Source organism: Porcibacter vitabionis (genome assembly GCF_046263795.1).
Classification (GTDB): domain Bacteria; phylum Bacillota; class Clostridia; order Lachnospirales; family Lachnospiraceae; genus Lachnocurva.
The window spans coordinates 81,738-106,179 of sequence record NZ_JBJYZD010000004.1 but is presented as its reverse complement, the minus strand read 5'-3'; the positions used below and the strand labels follow the sequence as shown (position 1 = coordinate 106,179).

The following is a 24,442-nucleotide window of genomic DNA, read 5'->3' as shown; positions in this document are numbered from 1 at the left end:
ACCTATATGATAGATTTAGGACCTGTATCACCTGGAGAAATATTACAGGAGGAGTTTTTGGAACCAATGAATGTAACAGCATATAGACTTGCCAAGGAGGTTCATATTCCTCAGTCGAGAATCAGTGATATTCTAAACGGAAAGAGAGGAATTACAGCTGACACTGCTATGAGATTCGCAATGTACTTTGGAACAACTCCTCAGTTTTGGCTTAACATTCAGAATCAGTATGATCTTGATATGCTTAAGGTAACAGGTAAGATTGTTGATATGTCAGATATCAGGCCTTACAATCTTATGCAAGGTTAATGGTTGCAAAAAATCGTAAAAAGCAAACGAATTGACGGACTGGCGGGGATTTTTCTATGTCCGATGGGTACGATTTAGGTGCAGATTATACAGACTGGAGGAGCGAGGATGCGGTACAGAAAGGAGATTAGATTAAGAGACGGCTATCAATGCCTGCTGAGAAGCGCATCCACTTCTGACGCGGAAGAGATTCTGGTACACTTCAACAAAACACATGGAGAGACGGAATATCTGCTGTCATACCCGGATGAAAAGAATATCACTATCGGCGAGGAAGCTGATTTTCTTCAGAACAAGGAATGCAGTCCTTTTGAAGCAGAAATCTGTGCCATCGTTGATGACAGAATCGTCGGCACGGCGGGGGTATATGCAATTGGGTTGAGAGAAAAAATCAGGCACCGCGCGTCGTGCGGGATCAGTATAGAAAAGGACTACTGGGGACTTGGAATTGGCAGGGCATTGATGACCGCGTGCATCGAATGTGCGAAACAGGCGGGATACAGCCAACTTGAACTGGAAGCGGTATCTGACAACGAGCGGGCAATTGGACTGTACAGAAGTCTTGGCTTCCTTGAATATGGACGCAACCCCAGAGGATTCAGGACAAGAGATTCCCAATGGCAGGAGTTGGTGCTGATGCGCCTGGAACTGGACTGATTCAGATGCCTTTTTCCAGAAGTTGGATCAAGCATGTTGAGGCGGCCCTGCGCATTCAAAGCAAGCGCATACAGAAGCATAGTCTTTCAAAGAAGTAAGCGGTAAATTAGGGGTGCCTCAGGAAGACACCTCATCAAAAGGAAAGTTTTATAAAACGATAGTTGCAGGGCATGTCGGTACAGGAACCAGGGATCTAGCAAATGATCGCTCATACCATGATGTTTATTATGATGGAGAGAGTCATTATTATATTGATAAAATTTCTAATCGGTAGAAAAGAAATATAATGCCGAAATATCGGGGGAGGGGGTAGAATCAAATAAACTTTACTTTACTGCAATATCAGGAAGAGCCCCGTGAGCAATCAGTACGGACTACCCAGGGGCTTTTCGTGATTGACAATGTAACTGCTTCAGGAAGCGGCAATCAAAGAAGCTTACTGCGTCTTTCCACACCGCGCCCTCCAGCGTGCAATCCCGTTCAGGATGCGTTCATCTTTAAGCGGCGAATAGTATGGATCAGCAATCATGTTTATGAGCTTTGCATGTGTCAGAATATTGATGGCCAGACTTTCAAAGAGTTCGCCGGCCTCGTCCCAGTATTGATCCATATCAACCCGGTAATAAAGATAACTGATGAAATCAATGGGGTCAGGGATTGGTTTATCACCGGCCTCATAATAAACATAAAGATTGACAAAATTAATTACTTTTGCCGGAGTATCGCAATAGCTGTGGAGATACTGTTTCCAAATGGGATAGATGTTCGCCCAGTCGTAGGCATCAAATAATTCCCAGGATGCTTTCAGGTGATCTTCATGATCCTCCGGATCAAAGGATTCATCCGTGAAAGTGCAATGAAAAAGATATTCCGTATAATCTTGAATCGATTTCTTCATTTTCAACGACCTCGTTTCTTTTTGAATACTGATTTTGGCAGCTTGCTAAACGCCTTGTCTGCGGCATCCATAGATTTTTTGTTGGGTTTATAATGACCACTTTGATTGTCATAAGATGCGATTTTGCCTCCCTGGATGTGGACAATACCTGCCATCTGAACCTGTGGATCGCGGCCGCCGATCAGAGTGGGATGCGGAGTCGGCGCTCCATTCCTACCGTTTTTGTTCCGCCTGCCAACAATGATATTACCATTCGTATCAATGACATAAGGCATATCGATATTGGTGTTCTTATTTCCAATGTAATTTCTATTGATTATATCATTAATGTTTTTTGCGGTCGGGTTCTTATCATAATGTCCGTCATGGTAAACGCCATTCGCGATATCTCGTGCATGCATATCTGAAGCGACATAATATGTCTGTGCATATGGCTGAGATCCACCGCCACTGCGGAGAAGGCTGGGGGACGGGCGTGAGTGCCAATGTTCCTCACGGTGGCACTCACGATGAAGGAAAAATAAGAGAATCCTATGAATCTGGCATTCTCTCAATGGTGAAGTCAAATAACAGAATTACCCGGAAAGAAATGGCGGAAAAGTTATCAATCAGTCTCCGTACTCTTCAAAGGATAATTAACGAAATGGATGAATTACATTACGTTGGAAGCGGAAATCACGGACATTGGGAGATCAAGCATGATCAATATTGACTTCGCGCAAGGTGACTGATGGGGCGACTGATTCAGACAAAGAAGCAAGTGGGTACAAGTGGATGCACCAGCCGCGAAGTAGTGTGAACTAAGAACAGCCGTGAGTACATTTTGAGTACACTTTGAATGCGATATAAATTAATGTGATCCCAATGCGTGATAAAACCGAGAAAAAGTAGTGGAGCAGCTAGATAAATTACGCAGATTTCTTTAGGGAGACTCGAGCTGGAATAAGAACGTAATAAGCCGTGAGACCTTTGAAATAACGGGTTTCACGGCTTTTGCTTTTTCTCAAAGTACTGTTGCCGTACTGTCTGATTAAAGCAACAATTGTGATGACATAGCATCTTGACATTGCTTGAATATGGAAGTAACATAACGTATATACGGATGTTGTACGAAAGAACGTATAAATGCAGAAAGATAGAGAGGAGGGCAAAAGTTATGGTGTGTCCGGAGATTTCTTCTAGAGAATTGATAGAAAAATTTGATTCAGATGATTTTTATAAGGTTTATGGAAATCCTGTCAAATGTAAAATATTTGATACAGATAGAATTCTTATGTCTTTTGATTTGTATGAGCGACTGTTCGGTAAGGTCGATTTAGATAAAGAGAATACAATAGAAATGGATGATTTTATCAGAGCGTTAGTATTGCAAAGGCTTCATGAAAACCCAGTTAGTGTAACAGATACGGAGGATGGGTATTCACTTTCTATGGAAAGCGAAGTTTACGATTTCTTAAATCGAAATGCATTGAAAGATTTTGGAATTACACTTGAGAAACTCGCCTCTTATTTCTTTGAGTGGATAGTTGCTTGCCCGGAGGAGTTTAAGTTATGGATAGCAGAAAGTGTAATGGAAAAGGGAGCGGAAAATGACAATAAGTGAACGCATTTTTAAATTGATTGAAGAACGTGAAATTACCCAGATGGACTTTTCGAAAGCTACAGGAATAGCACAGAGTACTATTAGTGATTGGAAACGAAAGAAAACGAACCCGTCTGCGGATAAAATAATGATTATTTGTAAGGTGTTAAATGTAACGCCATATGAATTGTTGCAGGACACGGTTCAATCTGTAGAGGAGTTGGATTATCGAGTGGTTACAAAAGGCACAGAGGAATATGATCTTTTGATTGAAATGGAAAGTCTTAAGAAATCGCAAAAAGATAGATTGTTGGGGTATATAGAGGCTTTAAAACAATCGGTCTGATGGCGTTGGAACTAGCCGAATTAATTGAAAAGATATTATCAGGAATTAAGCCGGATAGACAGTTTGTGGAAGAAATTAAAAAATGCGGAAAAAAGTAATATGCGCGGGAGGTGTTTTTAGTGAGGGAAAGTGAGATTATACTATTTGAAACATCTGATAAGGAAGTGACTTTGTCTGTGCCGATGGATGGAGATACGGTATGGCTTTCGCAAGCGCAGATGACAGAATTATTTAATGTGGATAGAACAGTAATTACGAGGCATGTAAATAATATTTTTAAGGAGAAAGAATTGATTCGAGAAAGAAATGTGCAAAAAATGCACATTGCAAATGCGGATCGACCAGTCCACTTTTATTCATTAGATGTCATCATATCTGTAGGTTATCGCGTTAAATCAAAACGAGGTATCGAATTTCGCCAATGGGCAAGTAAAATCTTAAAGCAGTACATGATTGATGGCTATGCAATAAATGAGAAACGCTTACATGCATTGCAAAAGACAGTTGATATTCAAACCAGAATGCTGGCGGATGCGTTAAATGTTGAGGAAAAAGATGTACTTCGTGCGGTTAATTTATATACAGACAGTTTGAATTTGTTAGACCAGTACGATCATCAAGCGATAGTAAAGCCTACGGGGGCAAAACCTATTTATAGGATTACCTATGACGACTGTATGAAAATGGTTTCGCACATGAAGGATTCATTTGAGACTGATGTGTTTGGAGTGGAAAAAGAAAAGGGAAAAGTAAACGGTATCATTTCCGCTATTTATCAAAGCGCATTTGGAGAAGATGCTTATCCTTCCATAGAAGAAAAGGCTTCAAATCTTTTATACTTTATGATCAAAGATCATCCGTTTGCGGATGGGTGTAAAAGAATAGCGGCTTCTTTGTTTTTGGAATTTTTGGAGAGAAATGATGCATTACTTAGAGACGGCAATAAACGTATTGGTGACGGAGAACTAGTCGCTATTACACTTATGATTGCAGAATCTAATCCAGAGGAAAAGGATGTTATGGTAAAGCTGGTTATGAATTTACTTAACATGTGATTTGATTAGAAGAGGGTGCTATATTTCTTTTATGTAGATCAGCGCATTATATTAACCAACGGGTTTGTCAAGAAAACGCAGAAAATACCACCAAGAGAGATTGAGCGCGCAAAGAAATACCGCGCAGATTATCTTAGTAGAAGGGAGGATCGGAAATGAGCGTGAAATTTGATGATTTTCTCAAGGAACAACTTCAGGATCCTGAATTCAAGAAAGAATATGAGGCTCTCCAGCCAGAGCGTGCCATCATTCAGGCAATTATTGATGCCAGGCAACAGTCCGGCTTAACGCAGAAGGAATTATCTGAACGGACAGGAATTACACAGAGTGACATCAGTAAGCTTGAAAGAGGCAATGCCAATCCGTCGATCCGTACATTACAGAGACTTGCTGCTGGGATGGGCATGAAGCTACGGTTGGAATTCCTTCCAGATGCTGCAAGAGTCGTATCTAAAGGGTGACCATTCTGGAGAGAATTGAAACATCGAGGAAATGGCTCTGGATACACTTTGAATACACCAGTAGCGCGGCGATATAGAATAAGTGCAAAAGCGCATCAAAATGATACGTTTTCATATGAAAAATCGCATATTTCAGGAGTTGCGGAACGAAGGAAGCTGAGATGAAATGATAAGCGAGAGGCTGTAGACCCTTATATTTAGTGGATTTACAGCCTCTCTTTCTGTGCGGTATCAATATTGTCGGCGACGACCTGCTCCTGCTATCGCCCCTTATGATATTTGCCCCATATGATGAATGGATTGTTGAAAATGAGTCAAGTCCAAATTTGTGTGTAAATTGATTCCCTTTTAGGTGCCGGTAGCACCGGGGGATGCCTTGCATCCCTTGGCTGCCACAAGCTCTCTTGATGGCGCCTGAAAGAGTGCTATGTCTTAGGCTGCCCGGAGTTTTTGTTGTTCCGCTGCCACGGAACATCCGGGAACACCTTGCTGATGGCGTTCTGGATGCCTTCATGGGTATCCACTGTAATCATCAGGAGATCCTTGAGACCGCGATTTTTCAGGCTCTGGAGGAAAGTATTCCAAGTAGGCTTCGATTCGTTATCGAACACGCCGAAGCCGAGAATTTCATGGTGTCCGTTCTGGTTTGTCCCATAGGCGATCAGAGCGGCTTCACTTCGGGAATAATTCTCGAAGACAAGAGTCTTGAACGGGACATTGCGATGCCTGGGCACCGTTCATGTGATCCGCCCTATCCGGGCCTTAAGTTCACGCTCCCGTGTGCCGTTGCGGCTGTCTGTACGCTCCTCTGAACGTTCATAGGGCTCTGCCTTCAGTTGGCAGTGGATTCCGCCATCAATATGCTGTTAAGACTGCTCTTCAGCAGCTCACGGAAAGCCTGTTCGTGATCTTTTGAAAGAAGTTGTAGAATTTCTTCCTGATTCAATGTAATATTGAGTTGAGCCATTGGTTTTCCTTTCGGTACTATGTTGAATGTCGCGATTCTCATTATACCTGAGGGCTGAGCCATTGGCTCTTTTGAATTATTGAATTTACACCATTATATGGACTCTATCAAGAAAAGGTGGAGATATGCAAGTGTTGATATTTAATATCGTTTATGCAGGTGTCATGATATTGATGGGCATCTATGTAAGAAAAACTAAGAATAAAGATATGGCTTTGTCATTTTTAACAGGAGATTATTCTGATCTAAATGCTAATAAAGTTTGTAAGATTATTGGAAAACGTTTTATTATTTTTGGAGTTTTATTGGGGTTGCTAATACCGGTAAGTTTATGGAAAAGTAAAGTTTCTTTTTTTTGTATTCTGTTCTTTACAATAATGTTAGTGGCATATGAAAATTGGGATTTTATAAAGAATAGGAATAAATACAAATAAGAAAGAATGGATTAGTGTATCGCTTGTGATGCATGGAGTTACCAATAATATCTATAAAATGTCTATTAAAATTCCAAAATAGTTGTAGATTGGGTGGAATAATTAGAGGAGTTATACTATATATTATGAATTAAATTATATAGACTCAATATATAGTGGTCAGTATAGAGCTGGAATAAATATTGGAAGTCCGGAACCCGGCATAAACACTGGGTGTTCGGACTTTTTCTATGCCTCGTGAGTACATTTTTCCAAAAAAGATTCGGCGTTTACCGACCACCCTTTTTGCCTGAAAACGGAACCACCTATTTACCTCCGTCTGTGAAGGTGAATAATTCCTCGACAGTAACGTCAAATACTCTTGCGATATCCATTGCCTTGAAAATTATAATTCGCAGTATGGAAATGACGATCAGCGAAATCATAATAACCCAGCCCATGAAAGATGCAGTATTAGCTACATGCCCCAATGTGCCGCCAATAAATGCAGTCAAAACCATTGTTGCTGCAAATATTTTCAGACAGATGGAGTCACATCTTTTTAAAAGGATTACAGGAAGTTGCAAATTATAAGAGCGCAAAAAGACATTATTATATGCGGGTTACGCGATTAACCTATTGTGGAATGAGCTTTTGTTAAATACTATGAAATAAAAGCGTAAAGGAGAAACCCCATGTCAGATAAAAGATTTTTACAAGATGTGCTGCGCATCTCTATACCGGTGGCATTACAATCCATGCTGCAGTCTTCCTTTTCCATGGTCGATCAGATCATGGTCGGTCAGCTTGGAAATAAAAGTGTTGCTGCGGTTGAAATTGCCGGAAAGCCCAGTTTTATTTATGCGTTTGTCATTGGAGCAATCAGTACGATCACAGGAATCATGATCTCGCAGTACATTGGCAACCACAACAGAGAAGCAGAGGAAAAGAGCATCTGTATCAATTTTCTGGTGATGATATTAACCGGGCTTACCTTTCTATCTGTTTTCAGCCTTTTCCAGAATCCGTTCGTGGGAATGTTTACGGAAGAAGAGCAGGTAATCGCAGAGGGCAGCACTTATCTCGGGATTATCTCATGGACATTCATTCCGCTGGGGATCTGTAACATTCTGGGGACGGCACTGCGATGCCGGGACAAATCAACCTGGCCGCTTTATATCGGCATTTTTTCTGCTTTGCTCAATACAGTTTTAAACTACTGCTTTATATTTGGAAATTTTGGCGCGCCGCGTCTTGGAATAGCAGGCGCCGCATATGCGAGTGTCATATCCCAGGCAGCAGGAGCACTGATTTCCATCCTGTGTTTTTGCAGATTATATGGGCGGATTCGTATTTCGTTAAGCCTTGGAAAGGCAGGATATTCGCAGTACTTTCTGATGCTTCTGCCGATTGTTTTGAATGAGTTTTTCTGGTCCGTGGGACAAAGCGTATACACATATGTTTATGGGCATATGGGGACTAATGAACTGGCAGGAATGTCGTTGACGGGCGCTGTTCAAGGCCTGACCATGGGAGCATTAAGCGGCCTGTCTCAGGCAGCCGGGATTCTGATCGGCAAAAGGCTGGGCAGCAGGGAATATGATGCTGCTTATGAGGATTCCAAAAAGCTATGCGGTCTTGGAGTGGTCGGATCACTGGTCTTCACGCTGTTATTGATTTTGATCAGAAATCCGTATGTTCAGCTGTTCAACGTATCAGGAGATGTTCGCACAATTGGCGCAGATATTATGGCAGCATTTGCGATCCTGATGCCTGTGAAGGTACAGAATATGATACTGGGAGGCGGAATCATCCGAAGCGGCGGAAAAACAAAGTATGTCATGATGATTGACATGATGGGAACCTGGCTGATCGGCGTACCTCTGGCACTGCTTACAGGACTGTATTTAAAGCTGCCGGTTATCTGGGTCTACTTTGTTTTATCGCAGGAAGAACTGGTCCGTCTGATCGTATCTGTTATTATGTTCAGAAGCAGAAAATGGATGCATACGCTACAATAACTGGTGATGAATATGTGGGATGAAAAGAAGATCCGGATTATTGATATTGCGGATGAATTGGGCGTCAGTACAGCGACGGTTTCCAATGTTATCCACGGCAAAACAAAAAAGATATCCGACGCAACTGTCAGACGGGTGCAGGAAAAACTCGTTGAAAGGGGATATATTCCGAATATGGCCGCGACGCTCCTTTCGCAGAACAATTCGAGGATTGTCGGAGTGGTCGTAAATAATCATCCGAAATATGAAGGACATGTTCTGGAAGACCCGTTCGTCAGCAGCGCGGTCAATGCGTTATCCGATGCGCTGGAAAGCCATGGGTATTTTTTAATGCTGAAGAAGACAAACAATATTATGGATATTGTCCCCTTCGCATCCATGTGGAATATGGATGGAATGGTAATCATGGGTTTCTGCGAAGATGAGTATCAGAAACTTCGTGACCGCATCAGAATACCATTTGTTGTATATGACGGCTTTTTTCAGAATAACAGAAACATCTGCAATCTGATGCTGGATGATTATGACGGAGGAAGGCAGGTCGGCGCGTTCTTCAGGGAAAACGGCAGAGAGAAGATATTATTTATCGCGGATAACCGGCTGAAACCGGATTTTGACAGATATGAGGGGCTTTGCTCCGGTTATGGAAGAACAGTTGATTTTCTGGAAGTGCCTATGAGTAAAAAAGAAAGACAGGCACATTATCGGGATATCTTACCGGTATTTCAGGATTATGATGCGGTGTTTGCCGCCTCGGATTATTATGCGGTTGAAATCATGTACTTTCTGATTCACGCAGGGATAAGTGTCCCGGAAGATATTTGGGTTGTTGGCTTTGACGACATGGAGTTATGCAGAAATGTCATGCCGCAGTTATCCTCTGTCCGGCAGGATGTGTTTTTGCGCGCGGGAAAAGCAGTGGAGTATCTGGATCGGATGAAAACAGACAGAAGTTATTCGGTAACGGATAAAATTCCGGTACAGTTCGTTCCGCGGATGAGCTGTGGGAGAAGGAATTGATTCGAGAAAGCAATGTGCAAAAAATGCACATTGCAAATGCGGATAGACCAGTCCAGTTTTACGCATTAGATGTCATCATATCTGTATGCTATCGCGTAAAATCAAATCGGTCGTCGAATTTCGTCAGTGGGCCAGTTAAATTTTGAAGCAATATATGATCGACGGTTATTGCTGTCTTGGATTATAGCAGATCCGATGGGTCAATCATATTGCAGTATGATGTGCCAGTGCCTGGATCATGCGGTCTGTGCCTTTACCTGTGCCAGCGCCTGCTCAACGCCTCTGGCCAGCTGATCTGCACAGGATGTGGGGCGGGATCCGCATTTGTTTCCTTTAAGAAGATCGACTGCCCGCTGTGCGTCTGTCCCTTCAAGGAGTTTGCCGATTGCGGCTGTATTGCCGGGACATCCGCCAATGAACTGGACATTATAAAGCTTTCCATTCTCAAGTCCGAAAAGGATCTCTGAGGAACATGTCCCCTGTGTCTTTACTCTGTAATTCTCCACTGTTTCCTGCCTCCAATCAAAATGCATCTTTCATATTGCTGCTCTGATTTCTGAGTTTCTGCCTATTATGATGTTTTTATTACGGTTTAGCACCACATCTCGAATTGCTCCAAAATACGCCGCAATTTATAACCTGAGTAGCCTTTTTCAGAGCAAATTAAAGATCCTTTGCTATCTCGTTAAGGATTTTCCTGTCGCAGTGAAACGGGGCGAGAGCCATCTTGGATTCCTGGAGCTCATCGACGGCACGGGAGAGAACCTCATCGCTTACGGTGAGCTGCTCACTTACTTCAGAATAAAATTCGCGCCAGTCGTCGAGATCCTTGAATCCGGCGAGGGAGAGAGCCTTATCTCGGAGATCCTTATCTGCGTGAGACAGATAGCCGGCCTCAAAATATCCGCATGCCTGTCCGTGAGGGATACCGGCGTTTAAGGTGAGCGCGTAGGAAAGACCGTGAGGAATCGTGGTCCCGACCTGGGCAATCGACATTCCTCCCAGGACAGATGCGGTCATTAGGTTCGAAAAATCCCTATCGGACGCCCGGACCATTCCGGAGAGAATATCTCTGTTCAATGACCATGCCTTCAGGCCGGCTTCCGCCGTCATGTTGCTGTAGCTGTCAGAATGTGCGTTGATCAGGCTCTCCCACAGATGAGCCAGCGCGTCGACAGCGGTATTTCTCAGTATGGATAGAGGAAGTGATTTGAGATATCCCGGATCAGTAAGGCCAAGCGACGGAAAAATCTTGTATGGAATGGAGCCTTTGGTATTGGTCTTATGGTTCGTAAGGACAGATACTGCCGTGACCTCTGAGCCGGTTCCGCATGTGGTGGGAACTTCAATGACGGGAATGGTATCGACAGGGTTTCCTTTTTCGTAGAGATAATCGATTCCCTTGTCGTGGTTTTTGATCATCAGCGCTGCGGCCTTTGCCGCGTCAAGCGAGGAGCCGCCGCCGATGCCGATACAGAGATCGGCGCCGAAATCCACGGCCTGATCCCGGATTTTCATCACGGTATCGGTCGAAGGATTCTGTTCAACACCATCAAAAAGTGTGTAGGGGATTCCAGAATCATTGAGAACACCTTCAACATCTGAGAGCGATCCGTTCTTCTTGGAAGAGCTGCCGCCGGTAACGAGGACAGCCCTGCTGCCCAGCGAGGCTATTTCTGATGCGTGATTCCTTACGCAATTCACTTCCTGATAAAGTTTTACGGGCATATAAAATTTCATAACATACACCTTTCCATATAAAAAAAAGAACCAAGACTAAACAGTTAAAAAAGGTTATATTCCCTGATCCTTTCCAAGATTAAGCAATGTTCGTGCATGATCTTCCTCATCGGTGGTAATGGCGAGATGATAGATCATCTCGTTTCGCGGCCGGATTACCGGCTTTATCCCGCTCCAGTCCGCGGGCCGCATCTGTTATCCACCTTCGGAACTGAAACATGGCATGTTCTCCTTTGTTCTATTATACGTTGCAGGGGATGCTGCAACAAGAATAAATAGACAAGACAAGCATGAAGAAACATTACATCAACTGTAAGTGGTATATGAGGCGGACCATCATTACAATGGTCTTATGAAAGGATGGTGGTGACTATTATGAGTAATATTTTACAGGTGGACCGTCTGAAAAAGACATAAGGAAAGGTATATCAGCTTTTCGCGAAAAGGAACTTGCCGCTTACAGGGGAAAACGATGGGGGTGCGGACAATAGTCCGTGAGATCTTTTTTTTGACCTCTTCGCCACAACAGTTGATTCTGTGATATTCTAATACAAAAGCACATCAACGCCGAGGAAGGGGATATCCATCGATATGAACAACTTAGAGCCTGCTGTTACTGAACAAAGGCGTCAGACAAGAAATAGGATCTATCGATATATTCTGGAGAGTGAAGAGCCGGTCTCCAAACATCAGATGGTTCTGAATCTGGGCTATTCTCTCCCCACCATCTATCAGAACGTTCAGGAACTTTCGGATGCCGGATTGATCCGGATCGGGGCGGTGCAGAAATCCACAGGCGGGAGACCGCCGCAGGCTTATGAAGCAGTGGCGGATGCCAGATATGCGATCGGGGTCTCTATTTCATCCAATCACATCAGAATGCTTGCTTTGGATCTGAAAGGTAGACCAATCGCATATAAAAGCACCCGTGTCGAAAATGATCTGCATTTTGATGAAAGGGTTTCCGAGGAAAGCAAGTTATTTATTCAAGAGAACCATCTGCTTTCAGAGAAAATACTCGGGATCGGTATCACCATACCGGGGGTTTTTGATACCAAAAACGACAGAATCGTAAGTTCGCCAACGGTTCGTTTGTCAGATTTCAGCATGAAAAGGATCAGGGAGTCGTGTGATTATCCTTTGTATATTGTAAACGACTCGAAAGCGGCGGGGCTGGCCGAACTGCTTCTTCGCCCTGCAGAGATAAGAAAGAGACCCTTTGCTTATCTTCTTCTTGAGAATGGGGTTGGCGGAGCCCTGGCTTTCGGAGGACATATTCTGAAGGGAGACAACAACAGGTGTGCTGAATTCGGACATATGTGCGTAGAGCCGGGAGGACGAAAGTGCAATTGCGGAAGAAATGGATGTCTGGAGGCTTATTGCAGCGCCAACCGATTTACAAGGGATATCGGCTTGTCAGCTGAGGAGTTTTTTGAAAAACTTGCGTCCGGCGACAGGAATCTGGAGAACCTATGGGAGGATGTGCTTTTGCACCTGTCGATTGGAATCGTCAATATCCGGATGAGCTTTGACTGCGACATTATTTTAGGTGGCTTCGTGGCGGAATTTATGGAGGACTATCTGCCGCATTTGAAAGAACTGGTGGCAGAAAGAGATCCCTTCTCGCAACATGCGGATTATTTATCGATTGGAAAACAGAAACGTGCCGGAATGGTTGGTGCAGCCTGGCATTTCAATGAGAAGTTTGTCAACAAGATTTAATCATTTGCTTATACGAGCGGAAACTTTCACAAAGTTCCCGCTCCATTTTTTTGCACTATCACTAAATACATCTGGCTGTATTGACATTGAAAATAGAAAGAAATAGTATAAAGATACTTTTAGAAACAATATTTATAAAAGTTGCATAACAAGTTGTATCTGTACATATGAGTCGTAAGAATGAGTCGTAAGAAGGGTAGTGTATAAGCTTTCAAAGTTAGAAAAGGAATAGAAGGCTTTTACGAAAAAAGAAACGGCTTCGTTGCATCAAATTACAGATAGAAAGGGGAAGTATATGTATGATATCGGCATTGATCTCGGTACAAGCGCTGTCAAGCTTCTTCTGATGGAAGAGACTGGCACGATCGCGAAGATCGTATCCAGAGAGTATCCTTTGTCTTTCCCGCATCCCGGCTGGTCCGAGCAGGATCCTTTGGATTGGTGGAATGCAGTAAAGGGTGGTCTGAAGGAACTCCTCGATGGGATCCCTTCAGAGCAGGTCGGTGCGATCGGAGTCGCAGGGCAGATGCATGGTCTTGTGATCCTGGATGAAAAGGACAGGGTCATTCGCCCGGCAATTTTATGGAATGACGGACGAACCCAGAAGGAAACCGATGATTTGAATCAGGAGATCGGAAAAGACAAGCTTCGTGAATACACCGGAAATATTGCATTCGCAGGCTTTACAGCGCCGAAGATCCTCTGGGTCAAGAATAAGGAACCGGAGAATTATAGACGGATTTGTAAGATCATGCTCCCAAAGGATTATATCAATTATCGATTGACCGGGACTTTCTGCACGGATTATTCCGATGCCTCCGGAACGCTGCTTCTCGATGTGAAGAATAAATGCTGGTCAAAAGAAATGCTTGATATTTGCGGACTCAGACAAGACCAGTTACCAGAACTATTCGAGTCTTATGATCCGGTTGGTACTCTTCTTCCAGAGACAGCAGAGGAACTTGGTCTTCCCGCCAATGTCCTGGTTGCTGCGGGCGCAGGAGATAATGCTGCAGCGGCTGTTGGAACGGGAACCGTAGGAGATGGGAAATGCAATATTTCTCTTGGAACCTCCGGAACGCTTTTCCTTTCCAATCGGACCTTTATGCTCCCCTCGGAAGGGATCCATTCCTTTGCTCATGCGGATGGCAGTTTTCATTTAATGGGCTGTATGCTGAGTGCTGCCTCCTGCAATAAATGGCTGATGGAGGAAATCTTTCATACCAAGGATTATGATGCGGAGAGTTCACAGATCAAAGATGAAATGCTGGGCCGAAATCAGGTATTTTTCCTGCCATATCTCATGGGCGAAAGGGCTCCCCACAATGACCCCAGTGCAAGAAGCTGTTTCATCGGTATGAGTATGGACAGCATCCGAACAGACCTTGTTTTGGCTATGATGGAAGGCGTTGCTTTTGGTATGCGGGATTCTCTGGAAGAAGCAAAAAAGGCGGGGGCTTCTGTCAGCTCGTCGATGATCTGTGGAGGGGGATCGAAGAGCCCGATCTGGAGAAAAATCGTATGTAACGTGATGAATATCGAGCTTACCATGCCGAAGACAGAACAGGGACCGGGATACGGCGGAGCAATCCTGGCTGCGGTTGCAGATGGACGCTATCCATCGGTCGAAGATGCCTGCCGTAAGTTGATTTCGATAAAGGGAAAAATAGAGCCCGATCCGGAAATTGCCGAGCGATATGAGGAACGCTATCGTATCTTTCATGAACTATATCCGGCTTTGAAAAACATTTTTCCTAAGTTGTAATAAGTTGTAGGTTGTAATAAGAAGGTTAGAAAAGGAGATCGAAATGACAAATAATATTCCTGAAGTAAAAATTGGTATTGTTGCAGTATCCAGAGACTGCTTCCCTGCTCCTCTTGCAGTCAACCGCAGAAAAGCTGTGGTAAAAGCATATGAGAAAAAGTACGGAACAGATGATATCTATGAGTGCCCGATCACAATCGTTGAGTCAGAGATCGATATGGTTCATGCCCTGGAAGATGTGAAGAAGGCCGGATGCAATGCATTATGTGTATATCTGGGAAATTTCGGACCGGAGATTTCCGAAACCCTTCTTGCAAAGCACTTTGATGGTCCTGTGATGTTCTGTGCCGCAGCAGAGGAAGGAAAAAATACACTTGGTATTGAAGGAAGAGGCGATGCTTACTGCGGAATGCTGAATGCGTCCTATAACCTTAATATCCGTAATACCAAGGCATGGATTCCGGAATATCCGGTGGGAGATGCAGAAGACTGTGCAGATATGATCCATGAATTTATCCCGGTTGCCCGCGTCAGAATCGGACTGGATGGCTTGAAAATTATTTCTTTCGGCCCCAGACCGCAGAACTTTTTGGCCTGCAACGCACCCATCCGTCAGCTCTATAATTTAAATGTCGAGATCGAAGAGGAGTCTGAGCTGGATCTCTTTGAAGCATATGAAAAGCACTATTGCCCGGAGAAATATCATCTGCCTTCGGAGGTCATTGAGAAACAAAATATACGCATTGCTGAAATCAAGGCAGATATGATGAAGGAGCTTCATTTTGAAGCATCTTCCATGACAAAGGCTCAGTCCGACATGCTGGATAAATTTGCCGCTTATGAGGCAACGCTCCTTGACTGGATCGATGAACATATCGGATATCGGAAATATGTAGCTTTGACTTCCAAGTGCTGGCCGGCTTTTGAGGATATGTTCAAATTTGTTCCCTGTTATGTCAACAGCCGCCTCACCGGGCGTGGAATACCGGTTTCCTGCGAGGTCGATATTTATGGAACACTGTCTGAATACATCGGCTGGTGCGTATCCGGTCAGCCTGTAACCCTTCTGGACATCAATAATTCCGTTCCGAAGGATATGTACGAGGAAGAGATCAAGGGTAAATTCGACTATGACTGGAAGCACACAGATACCTTTATGGGCTTCCATTGTGGTAATACCTGTTCCGGACATCTGACGAATCCTCATATCGGATATCAGAAGATCATGGCCAATACCCATCCGAAGGAATGGTGTGACGGCACCATGGAGGGCGATATTATGCCTGGAGAAATCACATTTTATCGACTTCAATCGACTGCAGATGCGGATCTTCGTGCATATGCTGCAGAGGGAGAGGTCCTTCCGGTTGCTACGAGATCCTTCGGATCCATCGGTGTATTTGCCATTCCCGAAATGGGACGTTTCTATCGCTACTGCCTGATCGAGGAGCATTTCCCTCATCATGGTGCAGTCATGTTCGGACATTACGGAAAGGCACTCTATGATGCATTGAAATTCATCGGAGTAAGTCCTGACAAGATCGGTTACAATCATCCGGCAGGAAGACTCTACAAAACGGAGAATCCCTGGGGAACCATCTGATTCGAATGGAAAGTGTGAAAAGAGGAGCGGGAGAGCAGATGAGGAAATTGATCGGATTTCAAAAGGGCGTCAATCTGGGCGGCTGGATCTCCCAGTTCGACCATTATGACAGAGAGCATTTCGATACATTTATTACGGAAAAAGATCTTCAAAAGATTAAGGAGATGGGATTTGACCATGTAAGAGTTCCTGTGGATTATAACGTTTTACAGGAAGAGGATGGTAGAATCAAAGAGAGCGGATTCACCTATCTGGAAAATTGCAGACAGTGGTGTGAGCATTTGGGACTCAAGATGCTGATTGATTTACATGAGTGCTATGGCTACTCTTTTGATCCCTTGAAGAAGAATATGGATCGGAGGATCTTCTTCTATGACGCTGCATTACAGGAGCGCTTTCTGGAATTGTGGAAAGAAATAGCCAGTCGTTTTCAGGATCATACGGATATGGTTGCTTTTGAACCCTTGAATGAAGTGGTTCTTCCGGATGTGGCAGACGCCTGGAATCAACTGCTGGCCAGGTATATCGGGCTTATGCGGGAGATCGTTCCGAACGCATATTTGATTATTGGAGGAGTATGTTATAACAACGTTTTGTCTGTTCCACTGATCGATGTGCCTGTGGATGATAAGATCGTTTATAACTTCCACTGCTATGAGCCCATGGTGTTCACACATCAGGGGGCCTATTGGGTAGAAGGAATGCCGACCGATTTTCGAATCGGCTATCCGAAGACGCTCCGGGAATACCGCGAGGCAGGAGATGCTCTTTCCGCGGATCTGGCAGGGGCTGTTTATAAGCCGGGAATTCGTGAAATCGGCCAGGGCTTCTTTGAAGACATCTTCGCTCCGGCCATTGAAAAAGCAGAAAAAGATCAGGCCATGCTCTATTGTGGTGAATATGGCGTGATCGATCGCGCAGCAGAGGAAGACCGGAAGAGATGGATAGAAGACATCGATTCCGTATTTGATAAATATGGAATCGGACATGCCCTCTGGAATTATAAAGAGAAGGATTTCGGACTGGTGCCATCGCATTCATAGGAATATGTATTCCGATATGATAAGATGAAGTGGGTGTCATTTGACACCCACTTCATAATATGTACAAGGCATATTTCATTGAAATATAGGGCAGGAGTGTTTCTGATTTTAGTCCAGGGGTCCCACCATCATGAAAAATAAAAGTATACACAGTAAGACAAAATCTGCAATATCGGCAGTTCTTGCAATTGCACTGCTTTATGGATCCTTGTTCTCTGTGGGGATCACCTGTCCCATCAAATTTCTGACAGGGATATCCTGCCCGGGCTGCGGTATGACCAGGGCAATACTGGCATTTCTGCGGGGGGATCTGAAGCAGGCTTTCTACTATCATCCCTTGTTTATTCTGCCCTTTGTGGCCATTCCTGTTTATCTGTTCAGGAATGTGGTGCCTGGAATAATAAAAAAATATTTTCTAGTAGGCATAGTGATTGCTTTTATGATAGTATTTTTTTGGAGAATGATTTTCGTGGCTCAGGATATTGTTGTATTCGATCCCGAGAACGGATTCATTTTTAAGGCAGCGGATTTTTTGCTACAAAAAATCCAGTCACTGACGTGATCCTATGATGGGGGAGGTATGGAATGTATTGTACAAATTGTGGGGAACAAAACGAGGATGGCATGAAGTTTTGCAAAAAATGCGGTCATCCGCTTTACCAGGAGGGGGGAGAAGAAAACCGGCAAGATCAGAGGAATCAGCAGGATCAATGGAGTCGGCAGGATCAGCAAGGCCAGTGGACTCAGCAGAATCAATGGAACCAGCAGAATCAGTGGAATCAGAATGGATCAGGAAGTCAGAAGTCCTATCAGCCGATCCAGATTTTTGCCATTGTGATGTGTGTTATTTTGGGATGGTTCTTTCTTCAAAATGGAGTTCCATCGGTATATCATATCATCACTTCGTTTTTTCGCGACCTGTTTGACGGGTTCCATTTCTTAGGATTTGGAAGCTTATTGGGGGCCAACCTGTTACGGCTTCTTCAGGCCGCTTCTTTTGCCCTGATGGCAGCAGTTATGTTCACGGTCTTTACGAGATGGAAGGATGAGAAGGCCTCGGAATTTATCCTGACCACGATCATTTCCGGTGCTCTGGCTGCTGTGGTTGGTCTGATCCGGTTTTTGATTTTTACTTTACCTTATATGAAATATGGATATACCAATCTGACTTGGTTGATTTGGATTTTTGTCATGGCAGGTATATCGATTGGTGGAATCATCGGTTTTACGGCATCGATGGGACTTCCTGTCTCCCCGGTGAGAATGGGAGAGGCCTTTTCTGATGCGGTGAAGGATTCCTTCCATTTCGTCTCTACGGAATTTCTTGATGAGCTGAGAGAACTTCAGGAAAAGAATGCAAATAAAAACAAAAATACAAACTTCAATGGGAATGAAACTGCAGGTGGGCCGCAGTACGGAGCCGGACAAAATATGTATTATGTCGGACCGCTCAAAACGAATTACAGTTTCCTTGCCTATCTGTTTCTCGGATGGATCACATGTGGGATCTATGATCTGTATTTGATCTATTGCATCAGCAGGGATATCAATATCACCGGACAGGGCGATGGCGAGAATACGCCGGGACTGCTTGCTTTTATCCTTCTTTCCTGGGTGACATGCGGAATTTACCAGTACATCTATTTCTACAAGTTAGGAAACAGGATTCAGAGAACAGGAAATCGATACGGACTTATGGTTCAGGAAAATGGTACGACGATCCTTCTCTGGTATCTCTTGGGTATTCTGACCTGTAGTATCGGAATTTATATTGCAATATATATCGTCTTCAGTAATATGAATAAAGTGAATGATGCATATAACAGAAGTATGGGAATGCAATAAGGCCATAGCGCATCTGTGATGAAAAAGCCTATCTGTCGAATGATTGACAGATAGGCTTTTTTACTTATATATACGATTTATACGCATTGTGGCAGGACATACTTCATTCACATCCGCGCCTGTCCGCTCTCACTCTTTCGTTTGTTTTCATACATCAAAGCATCCGCCCGTTTATAGAGAGCTTCATTGGATTCGCCCTCGCTTCGGATCGCTATGCCATAAGCAAAATCCAAGGGGAAATCGCCGAAAGCCGAATTGGATCTCTCCATCTCCTGCAGCCTGTCAATGACGGCCTGGATCCCTTTCGGATCATCATAGGAAATCAGGCAGAATTCATCGCCACCGACACGGTAAAGCTTACCATAGGGCTTTAATTCTTTCTGAGCGGTCATGGCAAAAGCAAAGAGATACTGATCTCCTGTGCTATGTCCCATATTATCATTAAAGTTTTTCAGATGATTCAGATCAAAGGATACCAGAACCGGCGCTAACTTCTTTTTCTTTCGGAAGAAGGCCAGGGTAAAAGCATTGCGATTGGGAATGCCGGTCACCTGATCGGTCTTATCGAAGATACGGACAAAAGTAAGAAACAGTAAGAGATAGACAATAGAAACGCATTCCCAGACCGATACGACATCGCCGTCGAAATAACAGCCGGCTGAGCCAAGTGCTGCAATCAAGGCAGTGAAAATGACCATGATGCGGTTTTCTACATCAATATCATGAGATAAGAGGATATCATGCGTAAGAATAAAGCAAAAGAGGAGGACAATCCCCGGATAGATCCATTTTGCCGCAGGGGCGTTGACCATATAAAGACCCTTGGTGGTTTTTGCATACGTAGGAATCCAGATATTTAAAAGATTTAGAATCAGAAGACCGGCGTCTGCTGCCAGGGCAAGGGTGTCTCCGAGATCCCACTGGTCTCTGTGATACATAAGAAGAAAAAAGAAGATCACAGGGATACATAGGAATTCCAGGCTTGATATGGTATTCAGTAAATGCCGGGAAGCCTTGGACAGATCGGAGATCTCATAGAAATATTCCCAGATATGATCCAGGACCAGAGTGACGAATATAGTGATCCCGATATTTCGAAACAGGTGTACTGCTTTTGTTTCTAAAGTGGGATTGGCATAGATCCGGATCCACACATATAGAACGATGGAGGCACTGATCAAATCAGCATATACGATGGGAAACAGTTTCATTGTGCTCCTTTATTTCGAGAAGGTGTAAATGTTTAAAATCACCAACAGTATAGCATAAATTTCTATTCGTGACTGGTTTCAACAAGAATTTCGTTACTTTCGTTTGTTTCGTTTTTTTACGAAAAAACTCCTGCAGCAAGCACTGCAGGAGTAGATTCGTTCTGCTATTTGTCAGAAGGATCTTTCCTTACCATTTCGCATACGATGATGGTCAGAACACTTACCCTTTGCTGCCAGGAATGCGACAATGGTCAGACCGCTTTCAGCTTACCATCCTCCATTCGATAGATCTTATCGACCAGATCCAGAACGCGTTCATCGTGGGTCACCATAATTGCGGCCTTATTTCTCTTATGAACTTCCATCTGAATCATTTCGACTGCATGTCTGCCACGCTGAGAATCCAGGGAGGCCGTCGGCTCATCCGCAAGGATCAGCTTGGCATTGGTCGCGAAGGCTCTGGCGATGGCAACCCGCTGCCGTTCTCCACCGGAGAGCTTGGCCGGATACTGGTCAATGATATTTTCAATTTCAAGTTCCCGGAAGAGCTGCTCGACTTCCTGCCGCTTGGTCTTCAGAAGCACCGAGAGCTGTTCTCCGGCCTTGAGATAGGGCAGAAGCTGGTGATTTTGAAAGATAAAACCGATCTCTTCTTTCCGGATTTTCGTCCATTTTCTACCGGGAAGCGAAGTGACATTATTTCCGCAGAGATCCACTTCTCCCTGGTCCGGCGAAAGCATCATGCCGGCAATATTTAAAAGGGTACTCTTTCCGCATCCGGAAGGACCGACAATGGCAACAAATTCGCCCTCATGGACAGTCAGGTCTACATGATTTAAAATCGTCCGCTTCGCCTGCCCGTCCTGATAGGATTTTTCGATATTTTTCAGACTTAAAACTTCTTTTGTCATTGAAAGTCACCTCCGATAATGCGGGCCGGGTCTATCTTTGCCACTCGAATAACGGTAGCTAAACTGCCGAGAATGGAAATGAGAATAAAGGCTGCAAGTACAATCACTGCCTGGGAGGCCTGGAGATAGAATGGCATGGTTGCCGGCAGAACGGCACTCATTGCTAGGACAAGACCAGCTGCAAGCAGTGCACCAAAGACCGCAATGAAGCACACCTGGGAAACGATCTGTCCGACAAGGCTTCCCATGCCGGTGCCAATTGCTTTCAGAACGCCGAATTCTTTTTCTTTCTGGAGGTTGATGACAAAGAAGAAAATGCCGATCACCAGCGCTGTGATGACTACCAGGAGCCATTCGATCATTGTTATGGTCATCTGCTCTGCCTGATATCCCGGGATTGCCTGAATGATCTCGGCCTTGGTGTAGTGGTCCGTGCCCTCGATCTTCGCTTTTACATTTCCCTGCACGACAGCAGCATGAACGGTTTCCTGATAGGCCGGATTTACTGCTTTCATGATCTTTTGATAAGTATCTGTGGAAATATAGGCAATCGAAGTATGCCCATACATGGCATCTTTGGTAAAGCCGGAAACTTTGAGCTTGATGCCGGAGGCCGTGTCAATGATTGTATCACCGACCCGGATGCCCTCGCTTGCATAGTCATCATCCAGAACAACCTGATCTTCTTTCGAAGACAAGGCCTTGCCTTGGTATACGTCCGGATTCAGAAAACTGTCCGGGTCGATTGCAAAGTAGGTCACGTTTTCTTTCTCTGCATCCTTATTCTTCTGAAAGTACATTCTTTGTATGTCAAGGGGAGCAGCCTTGTCCTGGTATTCCTTTTGGATCTCTTCATATTGTTCTTTGGAAAGGCTGGAGAGCGTGATTAGCTTCTCCGAATCTTCTTTTAATATAAAGTGATCTGCCTGCATATTTTCGATGCCGGACGACACTGCTCGTCCCAGCCCCTTGACCAGACCGGACAGAAACAGCACCATGAACATCATCAGGGAAACAATGATCTCGATTAGCAAATATTTCTTCCAGTTGTGCCGGAGTTCTCTGAATCCTAATTTCATACCAGTCATCCTTTTATTCTTATCAGCTATCCGCGGAATAGTTTGCTGCATTAGCCTGCATTAGTCATAGCTTGTTTTCTTTTAATTGAATTAAATATAATTTTAATAAACCTATTAAGGGATTATAGTCTATCATCGAGAAAAAGCCAGCCTGTGAAGCAGGAACCTCCCCAGCAACCGCAGACTTTTAGCATCGAAGATGCGGCAAGCGCGCGTAAGCGCGGTTGGTCTGCGGTCTGATTGGGGAGGTGCCGTGAATAGTAACAGAAAGGAAGGAGCCTGTCAGCTTTCCCGGACAGGAGAAGGAAATCCAAAGATCTGGCGATAGAAGGTCAGATCTGATTTTGGATCAGAGCCAGATGGCAATAAGAAAGCAGGCCTGGGAAAAGGAATTTACGGCCTGTTCTTTCCAGTTCGCCTTTGCACTTCTGTTATTCTGGTGTTTGCCTAACCAGATCAGACAGAATATGCCAAGGATAGCGAGTAGAAAAAATAAAAGGGACGGCATCCGGGTCACATGACGGAGGACAGCGGCAATGGACCAGCGGTCCCTGTCGATGATCAGAGCCAGAAGCATAAGAAGGAAACCGATCGGCATGAGATAACGCATCTGTCGGTTCAGGAAAGGAAGATCCTTATGGCCGAGTGCAATGACGAATTTCCAACCGGCCTTCATGGATCCTGCCAGAATAACAAGCAGTATGCCCAAACGAAAGGGGATACTGTGGAAACGATAGGCCAGAATGCCGGATGCCAGGCTGAAAAAAAGAACAGGCAGGCAGTCCATGATTGCCATGGCAAGGGTGAACCCCTCCGGCAGAGGCTGGGAAGAAGGGAAACGTGTTTGTTTTGAATGTATTTGTTTTGAATGTATTTTTTCTGAATGTATTTTTTCCGGGGACATGGTATTTCCACCTCTTGTTTCCTTCGTACTTTCGTCGCTATGCTACAAGCCACTTATATTTCTTCACAGAATAGAGGGGAAGGAAAGGAATCATGATTGGTGTCTTAGCCTTGTAGGCCTGATATTCTTTGTCGTCGCCGTAATTTTTATCCTGACGGATCTCCAGTCTTCTGGCACCGCCGAACATGACATAGATAATTCCGCCATAACCCAGAATAGCGAGGAGCCACTCAAGCAGGGTTTGGTATACATTTAATCCGGACAGAAAGACCCCGGTCCAGAAGATCATTTCGCCGAAATAGTTGGGGCAGAGAACCAGACGGAAGAGGCCGGTGTCGACAAAACGGCGCGGATTCTTCTTCTTGGCTCTGTTTTTCTGCAGGTCCGCAGCACTTTCAAGAAGCAAACCAAAGATGGAAACGAGGAGGCCGATGATGGTGAAGGCGTCAGTTTTGCGACCCTTCATCAGGCGGAAGGTGACGGGAGAGGTCTGCAGTACATAGAGCAGGGCCGCAGTGATCCAGATGCCGAGTTTCCCGCCGAAAGGAATGCCGTCATTGGTCTTTACTTCGCCCTTCATGCGGCGTTTGTAGGCGGTTTTTCTCTCGCGGTAGAGGAGATAGCCGGAAAGCCGGCAGCCGTAGATGATGAAGAGGGCACATTGGAGGATCGTCCCGATGGTCAGAGCATGCGGGAAGAGGAAATACAGACCGAGGCCAATCAGTCCTACGGCAGCGCCATAACCTACGGAAATGAACCAGACATACTGGTAGAAACCTAAGGAGCTTGCCAGAAGTGCCAGGGCCAGGATGATGAGAAATATCTTCATAAAAAACTCCATTCTGCCACATGGTGTGGATATTTCAACTGTTTTCGATTCGATTGACAGT

Annotated in this window: 25 protein-coding genes and 2 pseudogenes; 17 read left to right on the top strand and 10 right to left on the bottom strand. The window is 44.5% G+C overall.

Annotated features, from left to right (window positions below; all coding sequences use genetic code 11):
* The first annotated feature begins 6 nt into the window (after positions 1-6).
* Positions 7-309, top strand: coding sequence for a HigA family addiction module antitoxin (locus ACKX2L_RS04785; RefSeq protein WP_022750486.1), 303 nt, complete (start codon positions 7-9; stop codon positions 307-309).
* 108 nt (positions 310-417) lie between these two features.
* Positions 418-966, top strand: coding sequence for a GNAT family N-acetyltransferase (locus tag ACKX2L_RS04780; RefSeq protein ID WP_497550477.1), 549 nt, complete (start codon positions 418-420; stop codon positions 964-966).
* 436 nt (positions 967-1,402) lie between these two features.
* On the opposite strand, the gene ACKX2L_RS04775 is transcribed toward ACKX2L_RS04780, so the two are convergent.
* Both ACKX2L_RS04775 and ACKX2L_RS04770 read right to left on the bottom strand, forming a co-directional pair.
* The gene (locus ACKX2L_RS04775; RefSeq protein WP_497550476.1) at positions 1,403-1,864 is read right to left on the bottom strand and encodes a hypothetical protein; all 462 of its coding nucleotides are present in this window, start codon (positions 1,862-1,864) and stop codon (positions 1,403-1,405) included.
* Positions 1,865-1,866: 2 nt separating this feature from the next.
* Positions 1,867-2,265 (bottom strand): hypothetical protein, encoded by a 399-nt coding sequence (locus ACKX2L_RS04770; protein WP_497550475.1) that lies wholly within the window; start codon positions 2,263-2,265, stop codon positions 1,867-1,869.
* Positions 2,266-2,339: 74 nt separating this feature from the next.
* On the opposite strand from ACKX2L_RS04770, the gene ACKX2L_RS04765 reads away from it, so the two are divergent.
* The 6 genes and pseudogenes from ACKX2L_RS04765 to ACKX2L_RS04740 all read left to right on the top strand — a co-directional run bounded on the left by ACKX2L_RS04765 (position 2,340) and on the right by ACKX2L_RS04740 (position 5,308).
* The gene (locus tag ACKX2L_RS04765) at positions 2,340-2,576 is read left to right on the top strand and encodes a winged helix-turn-helix transcriptional regulator (protein ID WP_497550474.1); all 237 of its coding nucleotides are present in this window, start codon (positions 2,340-2,342) and stop codon (positions 2,574-2,576) included.
* Positions 2,577-3,020: 444 nt separating this feature from the next.
* On the top strand, positions 3,021-3,467 hold the full coding sequence (locus tag ACKX2L_RS04760; RefSeq protein WP_497550473.1) for a hypothetical protein: 447 nt from the start codon (positions 3,021-3,023) through the stop codon (positions 3,465-3,467).
* Positions 3,454-3,792 (top strand): helix-turn-helix domain-containing protein, encoded by a 339-nt coding sequence (locus ACKX2L_RS04755; RefSeq protein ID WP_497550472.1) that lies wholly within the window; start codon positions 3,454-3,456, stop codon positions 3,790-3,792. The genes ACKX2L_RS04760 and ACKX2L_RS04755 overlap by 14 nt, the downstream gene beginning before the upstream one ends.
* A 119-nt stretch (positions 3,793-3,911) precedes the next feature.
* Positions 3,912-4,847 carry a virulence RhuM family protein/type II toxin-antitoxin system death-on-curing family toxin gene (locus ACKX2L_RS04750; RefSeq protein WP_497550471.1) on the top strand — a complete coding sequence of 312 codons (936 nt, stop codon included), beginning with the start codon at positions 3,912-3,914 and terminating at the stop codon, positions 4,845-4,847.
* Positions 4,848-4,859: 12 nt separating this feature from the next.
* A pseudogene (locus ACKX2L_RS04745) lies at positions 4,860-5,006 on the top strand (type II toxin-antitoxin system RelE/ParE family toxin); the annotation flags it as partial.
* Positions 5,003-5,308: a helix-turn-helix domain-containing protein gene (locus tag ACKX2L_RS04740; RefSeq protein WP_497550470.1), complete on the top strand. Its 306-nt coding sequence runs from the start codon at positions 5,003-5,005 to the stop codon at positions 5,306-5,308. The pseudogene ACKX2L_RS04745 and the gene ACKX2L_RS04740, both read left to right, overlap by 4 nt.
* A 458-nt stretch (positions 5,309-5,766) precedes the next feature.
* On the opposite strand, the pseudogene ACKX2L_RS04735 reads toward ACKX2L_RS04740, so the two are convergent.
* Positions 5,767-6,275 (bottom strand): annotated as a pseudogene (locus ACKX2L_RS04735) (transposase); the annotation flags it as partial.
* Between the two features lie 131 nt (positions 6,276-6,406).
* Here ACKX2L_RS04735 and ACKX2L_RS04730 point away from each other — a divergent pair.
* The 3 genes from ACKX2L_RS04730 to ACKX2L_RS04720 all read left to right on the top strand — a co-directional run bounded on the left by ACKX2L_RS04730 (position 6,407) and on the right by ACKX2L_RS04720 (position 9,729).
* Positions 6,407-6,709, top strand: coding sequence for a hypothetical protein (locus ACKX2L_RS04730; RefSeq protein ID WP_497552746.1), 303 nt, complete (start codon positions 6,407-6,409; stop codon positions 6,707-6,709).
* A gap of 674 nt (positions 6,710-7,383) precedes the next feature.
* A complete protein-coding gene (locus ACKX2L_RS04725) occupies positions 7,384-8,709 on the top strand; it encodes an MATE family efflux transporter (protein ID WP_497552745.1) in 1,326 nt (441 codons plus the stop codon).
* Between the two features lie 12 nt (positions 8,710-8,721).
* Positions 8,722-9,729: a LacI family DNA-binding transcriptional regulator gene (locus tag ACKX2L_RS04720; protein ID WP_497552744.1), complete on the top strand. Its 1,008-nt coding sequence runs from the start codon at positions 8,722-8,724 to the stop codon at positions 9,727-9,729.
* Between the two features lie 236 nt (positions 9,730-9,965).
* On the opposite strand, the gene ACKX2L_RS04715 is transcribed toward ACKX2L_RS04720, so the two are convergent.
* Both ACKX2L_RS04715 and ACKX2L_RS04710 read right to left on the bottom strand, forming a co-directional pair.
* Positions 9,966-10,235, bottom strand: a complete 270-nt coding sequence (locus ACKX2L_RS04715) for a TIGR03905 family TSCPD domain-containing protein (protein WP_497550466.1) — start codon at positions 10,233-10,235, stop codon at positions 9,966-9,968.
* A 157-nt stretch (positions 10,236-10,392) separates the two neighbouring features.
* Positions 10,393-11,469, bottom strand: a complete 1,077-nt coding sequence (locus ACKX2L_RS04710; protein WP_497552743.1) for an iron-containing alcohol dehydrogenase family protein — start codon at positions 11,467-11,469, stop codon at positions 10,393-10,395.
* A 591-nt stretch (positions 11,470-12,060) separates the two neighbouring features.
* On the opposite strand from ACKX2L_RS04710, the gene ACKX2L_RS04705 reads away from it, so the two are divergent.
* The 6 genes from ACKX2L_RS04705 (at position 12,061) to ACKX2L_RS04680 (ending at position 19,447) form a co-directional block, all read left to right on the top strand.
* Complete coding sequence (locus ACKX2L_RS04705; protein ID WP_497552742.1) at positions 12,061-13,191, top strand: ROK family transcriptional regulator; 1,131 nt, start codon at positions 12,061-12,063, stop codon at positions 13,189-13,191.
* Between the two features lie 295 nt (positions 13,192-13,486).
* Positions 13,487-14,956 carry a xylulokinase gene (gene xylB / locus ACKX2L_RS04700; protein ID WP_497552741.1) on the top strand — a complete coding sequence of 490 codons (1,470 nt, stop codon included), beginning with the start codon at positions 13,487-13,489 and terminating at the stop codon, positions 14,954-14,956.
* A gap of 43 nt (positions 14,957-14,999) precedes the next feature.
* The gene (locus ACKX2L_RS04695) at positions 15,000-16,559 is read left to right on the top strand and encodes an L-fucose/L-arabinose isomerase family protein (RefSeq protein WP_497552740.1); all 1,560 of its coding nucleotides are present in this window, start codon (positions 15,000-15,002) and stop codon (positions 16,557-16,559) included.
* Between the two features lie 5 nt (positions 16,560-16,564).
* Complete coding sequence (locus ACKX2L_RS04690) at positions 16,565-17,602, top strand: glycoside hydrolase family 5 protein (RefSeq protein WP_497552739.1); 1,038 nt, start codon at positions 16,565-16,567, stop codon at positions 17,600-17,602.
* 130 nt (positions 17,603-17,732) lie between these two features.
* Positions 17,733-18,164 carry a DUF2752 domain-containing protein gene (locus tag ACKX2L_RS04685; protein ID WP_497550460.1) on the top strand — a complete coding sequence of 144 codons (432 nt, stop codon included), beginning with the start codon at positions 17,733-17,735 and terminating at the stop codon, positions 18,162-18,164.
* A 23-nt stretch (positions 18,165-18,187) separates the two neighbouring features.
* Entirely contained in the window at positions 18,188-19,447 is a 1,260-nt protein-coding gene (locus ACKX2L_RS04680; RefSeq protein ID WP_497550459.1) for a DUF4234 domain-containing protein, read from the top strand.
* A 107-nt stretch (positions 19,448-19,554) separates the two neighbouring features.
* Here ACKX2L_RS04680 and ACKX2L_RS04675 read toward each other — a convergent pair whose 3' ends face one another.
* From ACKX2L_RS04675 to ACKX2L_RS04655, 5 genes are all read right to left on the bottom strand, one after another.
* Positions 19,555-20,658 carry a GGDEF domain-containing protein gene (locus tag ACKX2L_RS04675; RefSeq protein WP_497552738.1) on the bottom strand — a complete coding sequence of 368 codons (1,104 nt, stop codon included), beginning with the start codon at positions 20,656-20,658 and terminating at the stop codon, positions 19,555-19,557.
* A 251-nt stretch (positions 20,659-20,909) separates the two neighbouring features.
* Positions 20,910-21,569: an ABC transporter ATP-binding protein gene (locus ACKX2L_RS04670; RefSeq protein WP_497552737.1), complete on the bottom strand. Its 660-nt coding sequence runs from the start codon at positions 21,567-21,569 to the stop codon at positions 20,910-20,912.
* Positions 21,566-22,648 (bottom strand): ABC transporter permease, encoded by a 1,083-nt coding sequence (locus tag ACKX2L_RS04665; RefSeq protein WP_497552736.1) that lies wholly within the window; start codon positions 22,646-22,648, stop codon positions 21,566-21,568. The genes ACKX2L_RS04670 and ACKX2L_RS04665 overlap by 4 nt, the downstream gene beginning before the upstream one ends.
* 349 nt (positions 22,649-22,997) lie before the next feature.
* On the bottom strand, positions 22,998-23,444 hold the full coding sequence (locus tag ACKX2L_RS04660) for a hypothetical protein (RefSeq protein WP_497552735.1): 447 nt from the start codon (positions 23,442-23,444) through the stop codon (positions 22,998-23,000).
* A 145-nt stretch (positions 23,445-23,589) separates the two neighbouring features.
* Positions 23,590-24,381 (bottom strand): DUF1295 domain-containing protein, encoded by a 792-nt coding sequence (locus ACKX2L_RS04655; protein WP_497552734.1) that lies wholly within the window; start codon positions 24,379-24,381, stop codon positions 23,590-23,592.
* Positions 24,382-24,442 lie beyond the last annotated feature (61 nt).

What these genes read in the sequence shown, in the direction of transcription:
- ACKX2L_RS04785 (WP_022750486.1), top strand. Translation starts at nt 7, where the DNA reads ATGATAGATTTAGGACCTGTATCACCTGGAGAAATATTACAGGAGGAG.
- ACKX2L_RS04780 (WP_497550477.1), top strand. Translation starts at nt 418, where the DNA reads ATGCGGTACAGAAAGGAGATTAGATTAAGAGACGGCTATCAATGCCTG.
- ACKX2L_RS04775 (WP_497550476.1), bottom strand. Translation starts at nt 1,864, where the DNA reads ATGAAGAAATCGATTCAAGATTATACGGAATATCTTTTTCATTGCACT.
- ACKX2L_RS04770 (WP_497550475.1), bottom strand. Translation starts at nt 2,265, where the DNA reads ATGCATGCACGAGATATCGCGAATGGCGTTTACCATGACGGACATTAT.
- ACKX2L_RS04760 (WP_497550473.1), top strand. Translation starts at nt 3,021, where the DNA reads ATGGTGTGTCCGGAGATTTCTTCTAGAGAATTGATAGAAAAATTTGAT.
- ACKX2L_RS04755 (WP_497550472.1), top strand. Translation starts at nt 3,454, where the DNA reads ATGACAATAAGTGAACGCATTTTTAAATTGATTGAAGAACGTGAAATT.
- ACKX2L_RS04740 (WP_497550470.1), top strand. Translation starts at nt 5,003, where the DNA reads ATGAGCGTGAAATTTGATGATTTTCTCAAGGAACAACTTCAGGATCCT.
- ACKX2L_RS04725 (WP_497552745.1), top strand. Translation starts at nt 7,384, where the DNA reads ATGTCAGATAAAAGATTTTTACAAGATGTGCTGCGCATCTCTATACCG.
- ACKX2L_RS04720 (WP_497552744.1), top strand. Translation starts at nt 8,722, where the DNA reads ATGTGGGATGAAAAGAAGATCCGGATTATTGATATTGCGGATGAATTG.
- ACKX2L_RS04710 (WP_497552743.1), bottom strand. Translation starts at nt 11,469, where the DNA reads ATGAAATTTTATATGCCCGTAAAACTTTATCAGGAAGTGAATTGCGTA.
- ACKX2L_RS04705 (WP_497552742.1), top strand. Translation starts at nt 12,061, where the DNA reads ATGAACAACTTAGAGCCTGCTGTTACTGAACAAAGGCGTCAGACAAGA.
- xylB (WP_497552741.1), top strand. Translation starts at nt 13,487, where the DNA reads ATGTATGATATCGGCATTGATCTCGGTACAAGCGCTGTCAAGCTTCTT.
- ACKX2L_RS04695 (WP_497552740.1), top strand. Translation starts at nt 15,000, where the DNA reads ATGACAAATAATATTCCTGAAGTAAAAATTGGTATTGTTGCAGTATCC.
- ACKX2L_RS04690 (WP_497552739.1), top strand. Translation starts at nt 16,565, where the DNA reads ATGGAAAGTGTGAAAAGAGGAGCGGGAGAGCAGATGAGGAAATTGATC.
- ACKX2L_RS04685 (WP_497550460.1), top strand. Translation starts at nt 17,733, where the DNA reads ATGAAAAATAAAAGTATACACAGTAAGACAAAATCTGCAATATCGGCA.
- ACKX2L_RS04680 (WP_497550459.1), top strand. Translation starts at nt 18,188, where the DNA reads ATGTATTGTACAAATTGTGGGGAACAAAACGAGGATGGCATGAAGTTT.
- ACKX2L_RS04675 (WP_497552738.1), bottom strand. Translation starts at nt 20,658, where the DNA reads ATGAAACTGTTTCCCATCGTATATGCTGATTTGATCAGTGCCTCCATC.
- ACKX2L_RS04670 (WP_497552737.1), bottom strand. Translation starts at nt 21,569, where the DNA reads ATGACAAAAGAAGTTTTAAGTCTGAAAAATATCGAAAAATCCTATCAG.
- ACKX2L_RS04665 (WP_497552736.1), bottom strand. Translation starts at nt 22,648, where the DNA reads ATGAAATTAGGATTCAGAGAACTCCGGCACAACTGGAAGAAATATTTG.
- ACKX2L_RS04660 (WP_497552735.1), bottom strand. Translation starts at nt 23,444, where the DNA reads ATGGCAATCATGGACTGCCTGCCTGTTCTTTTTTTCAGCCTGGCATCC.
- ACKX2L_RS04655 (WP_497552734.1), bottom strand. Translation starts at nt 24,381, where the DNA reads ATGAAGATATTTCTCATCATCCTGGCCCTGGCACTTCTGGCAAGCTCC.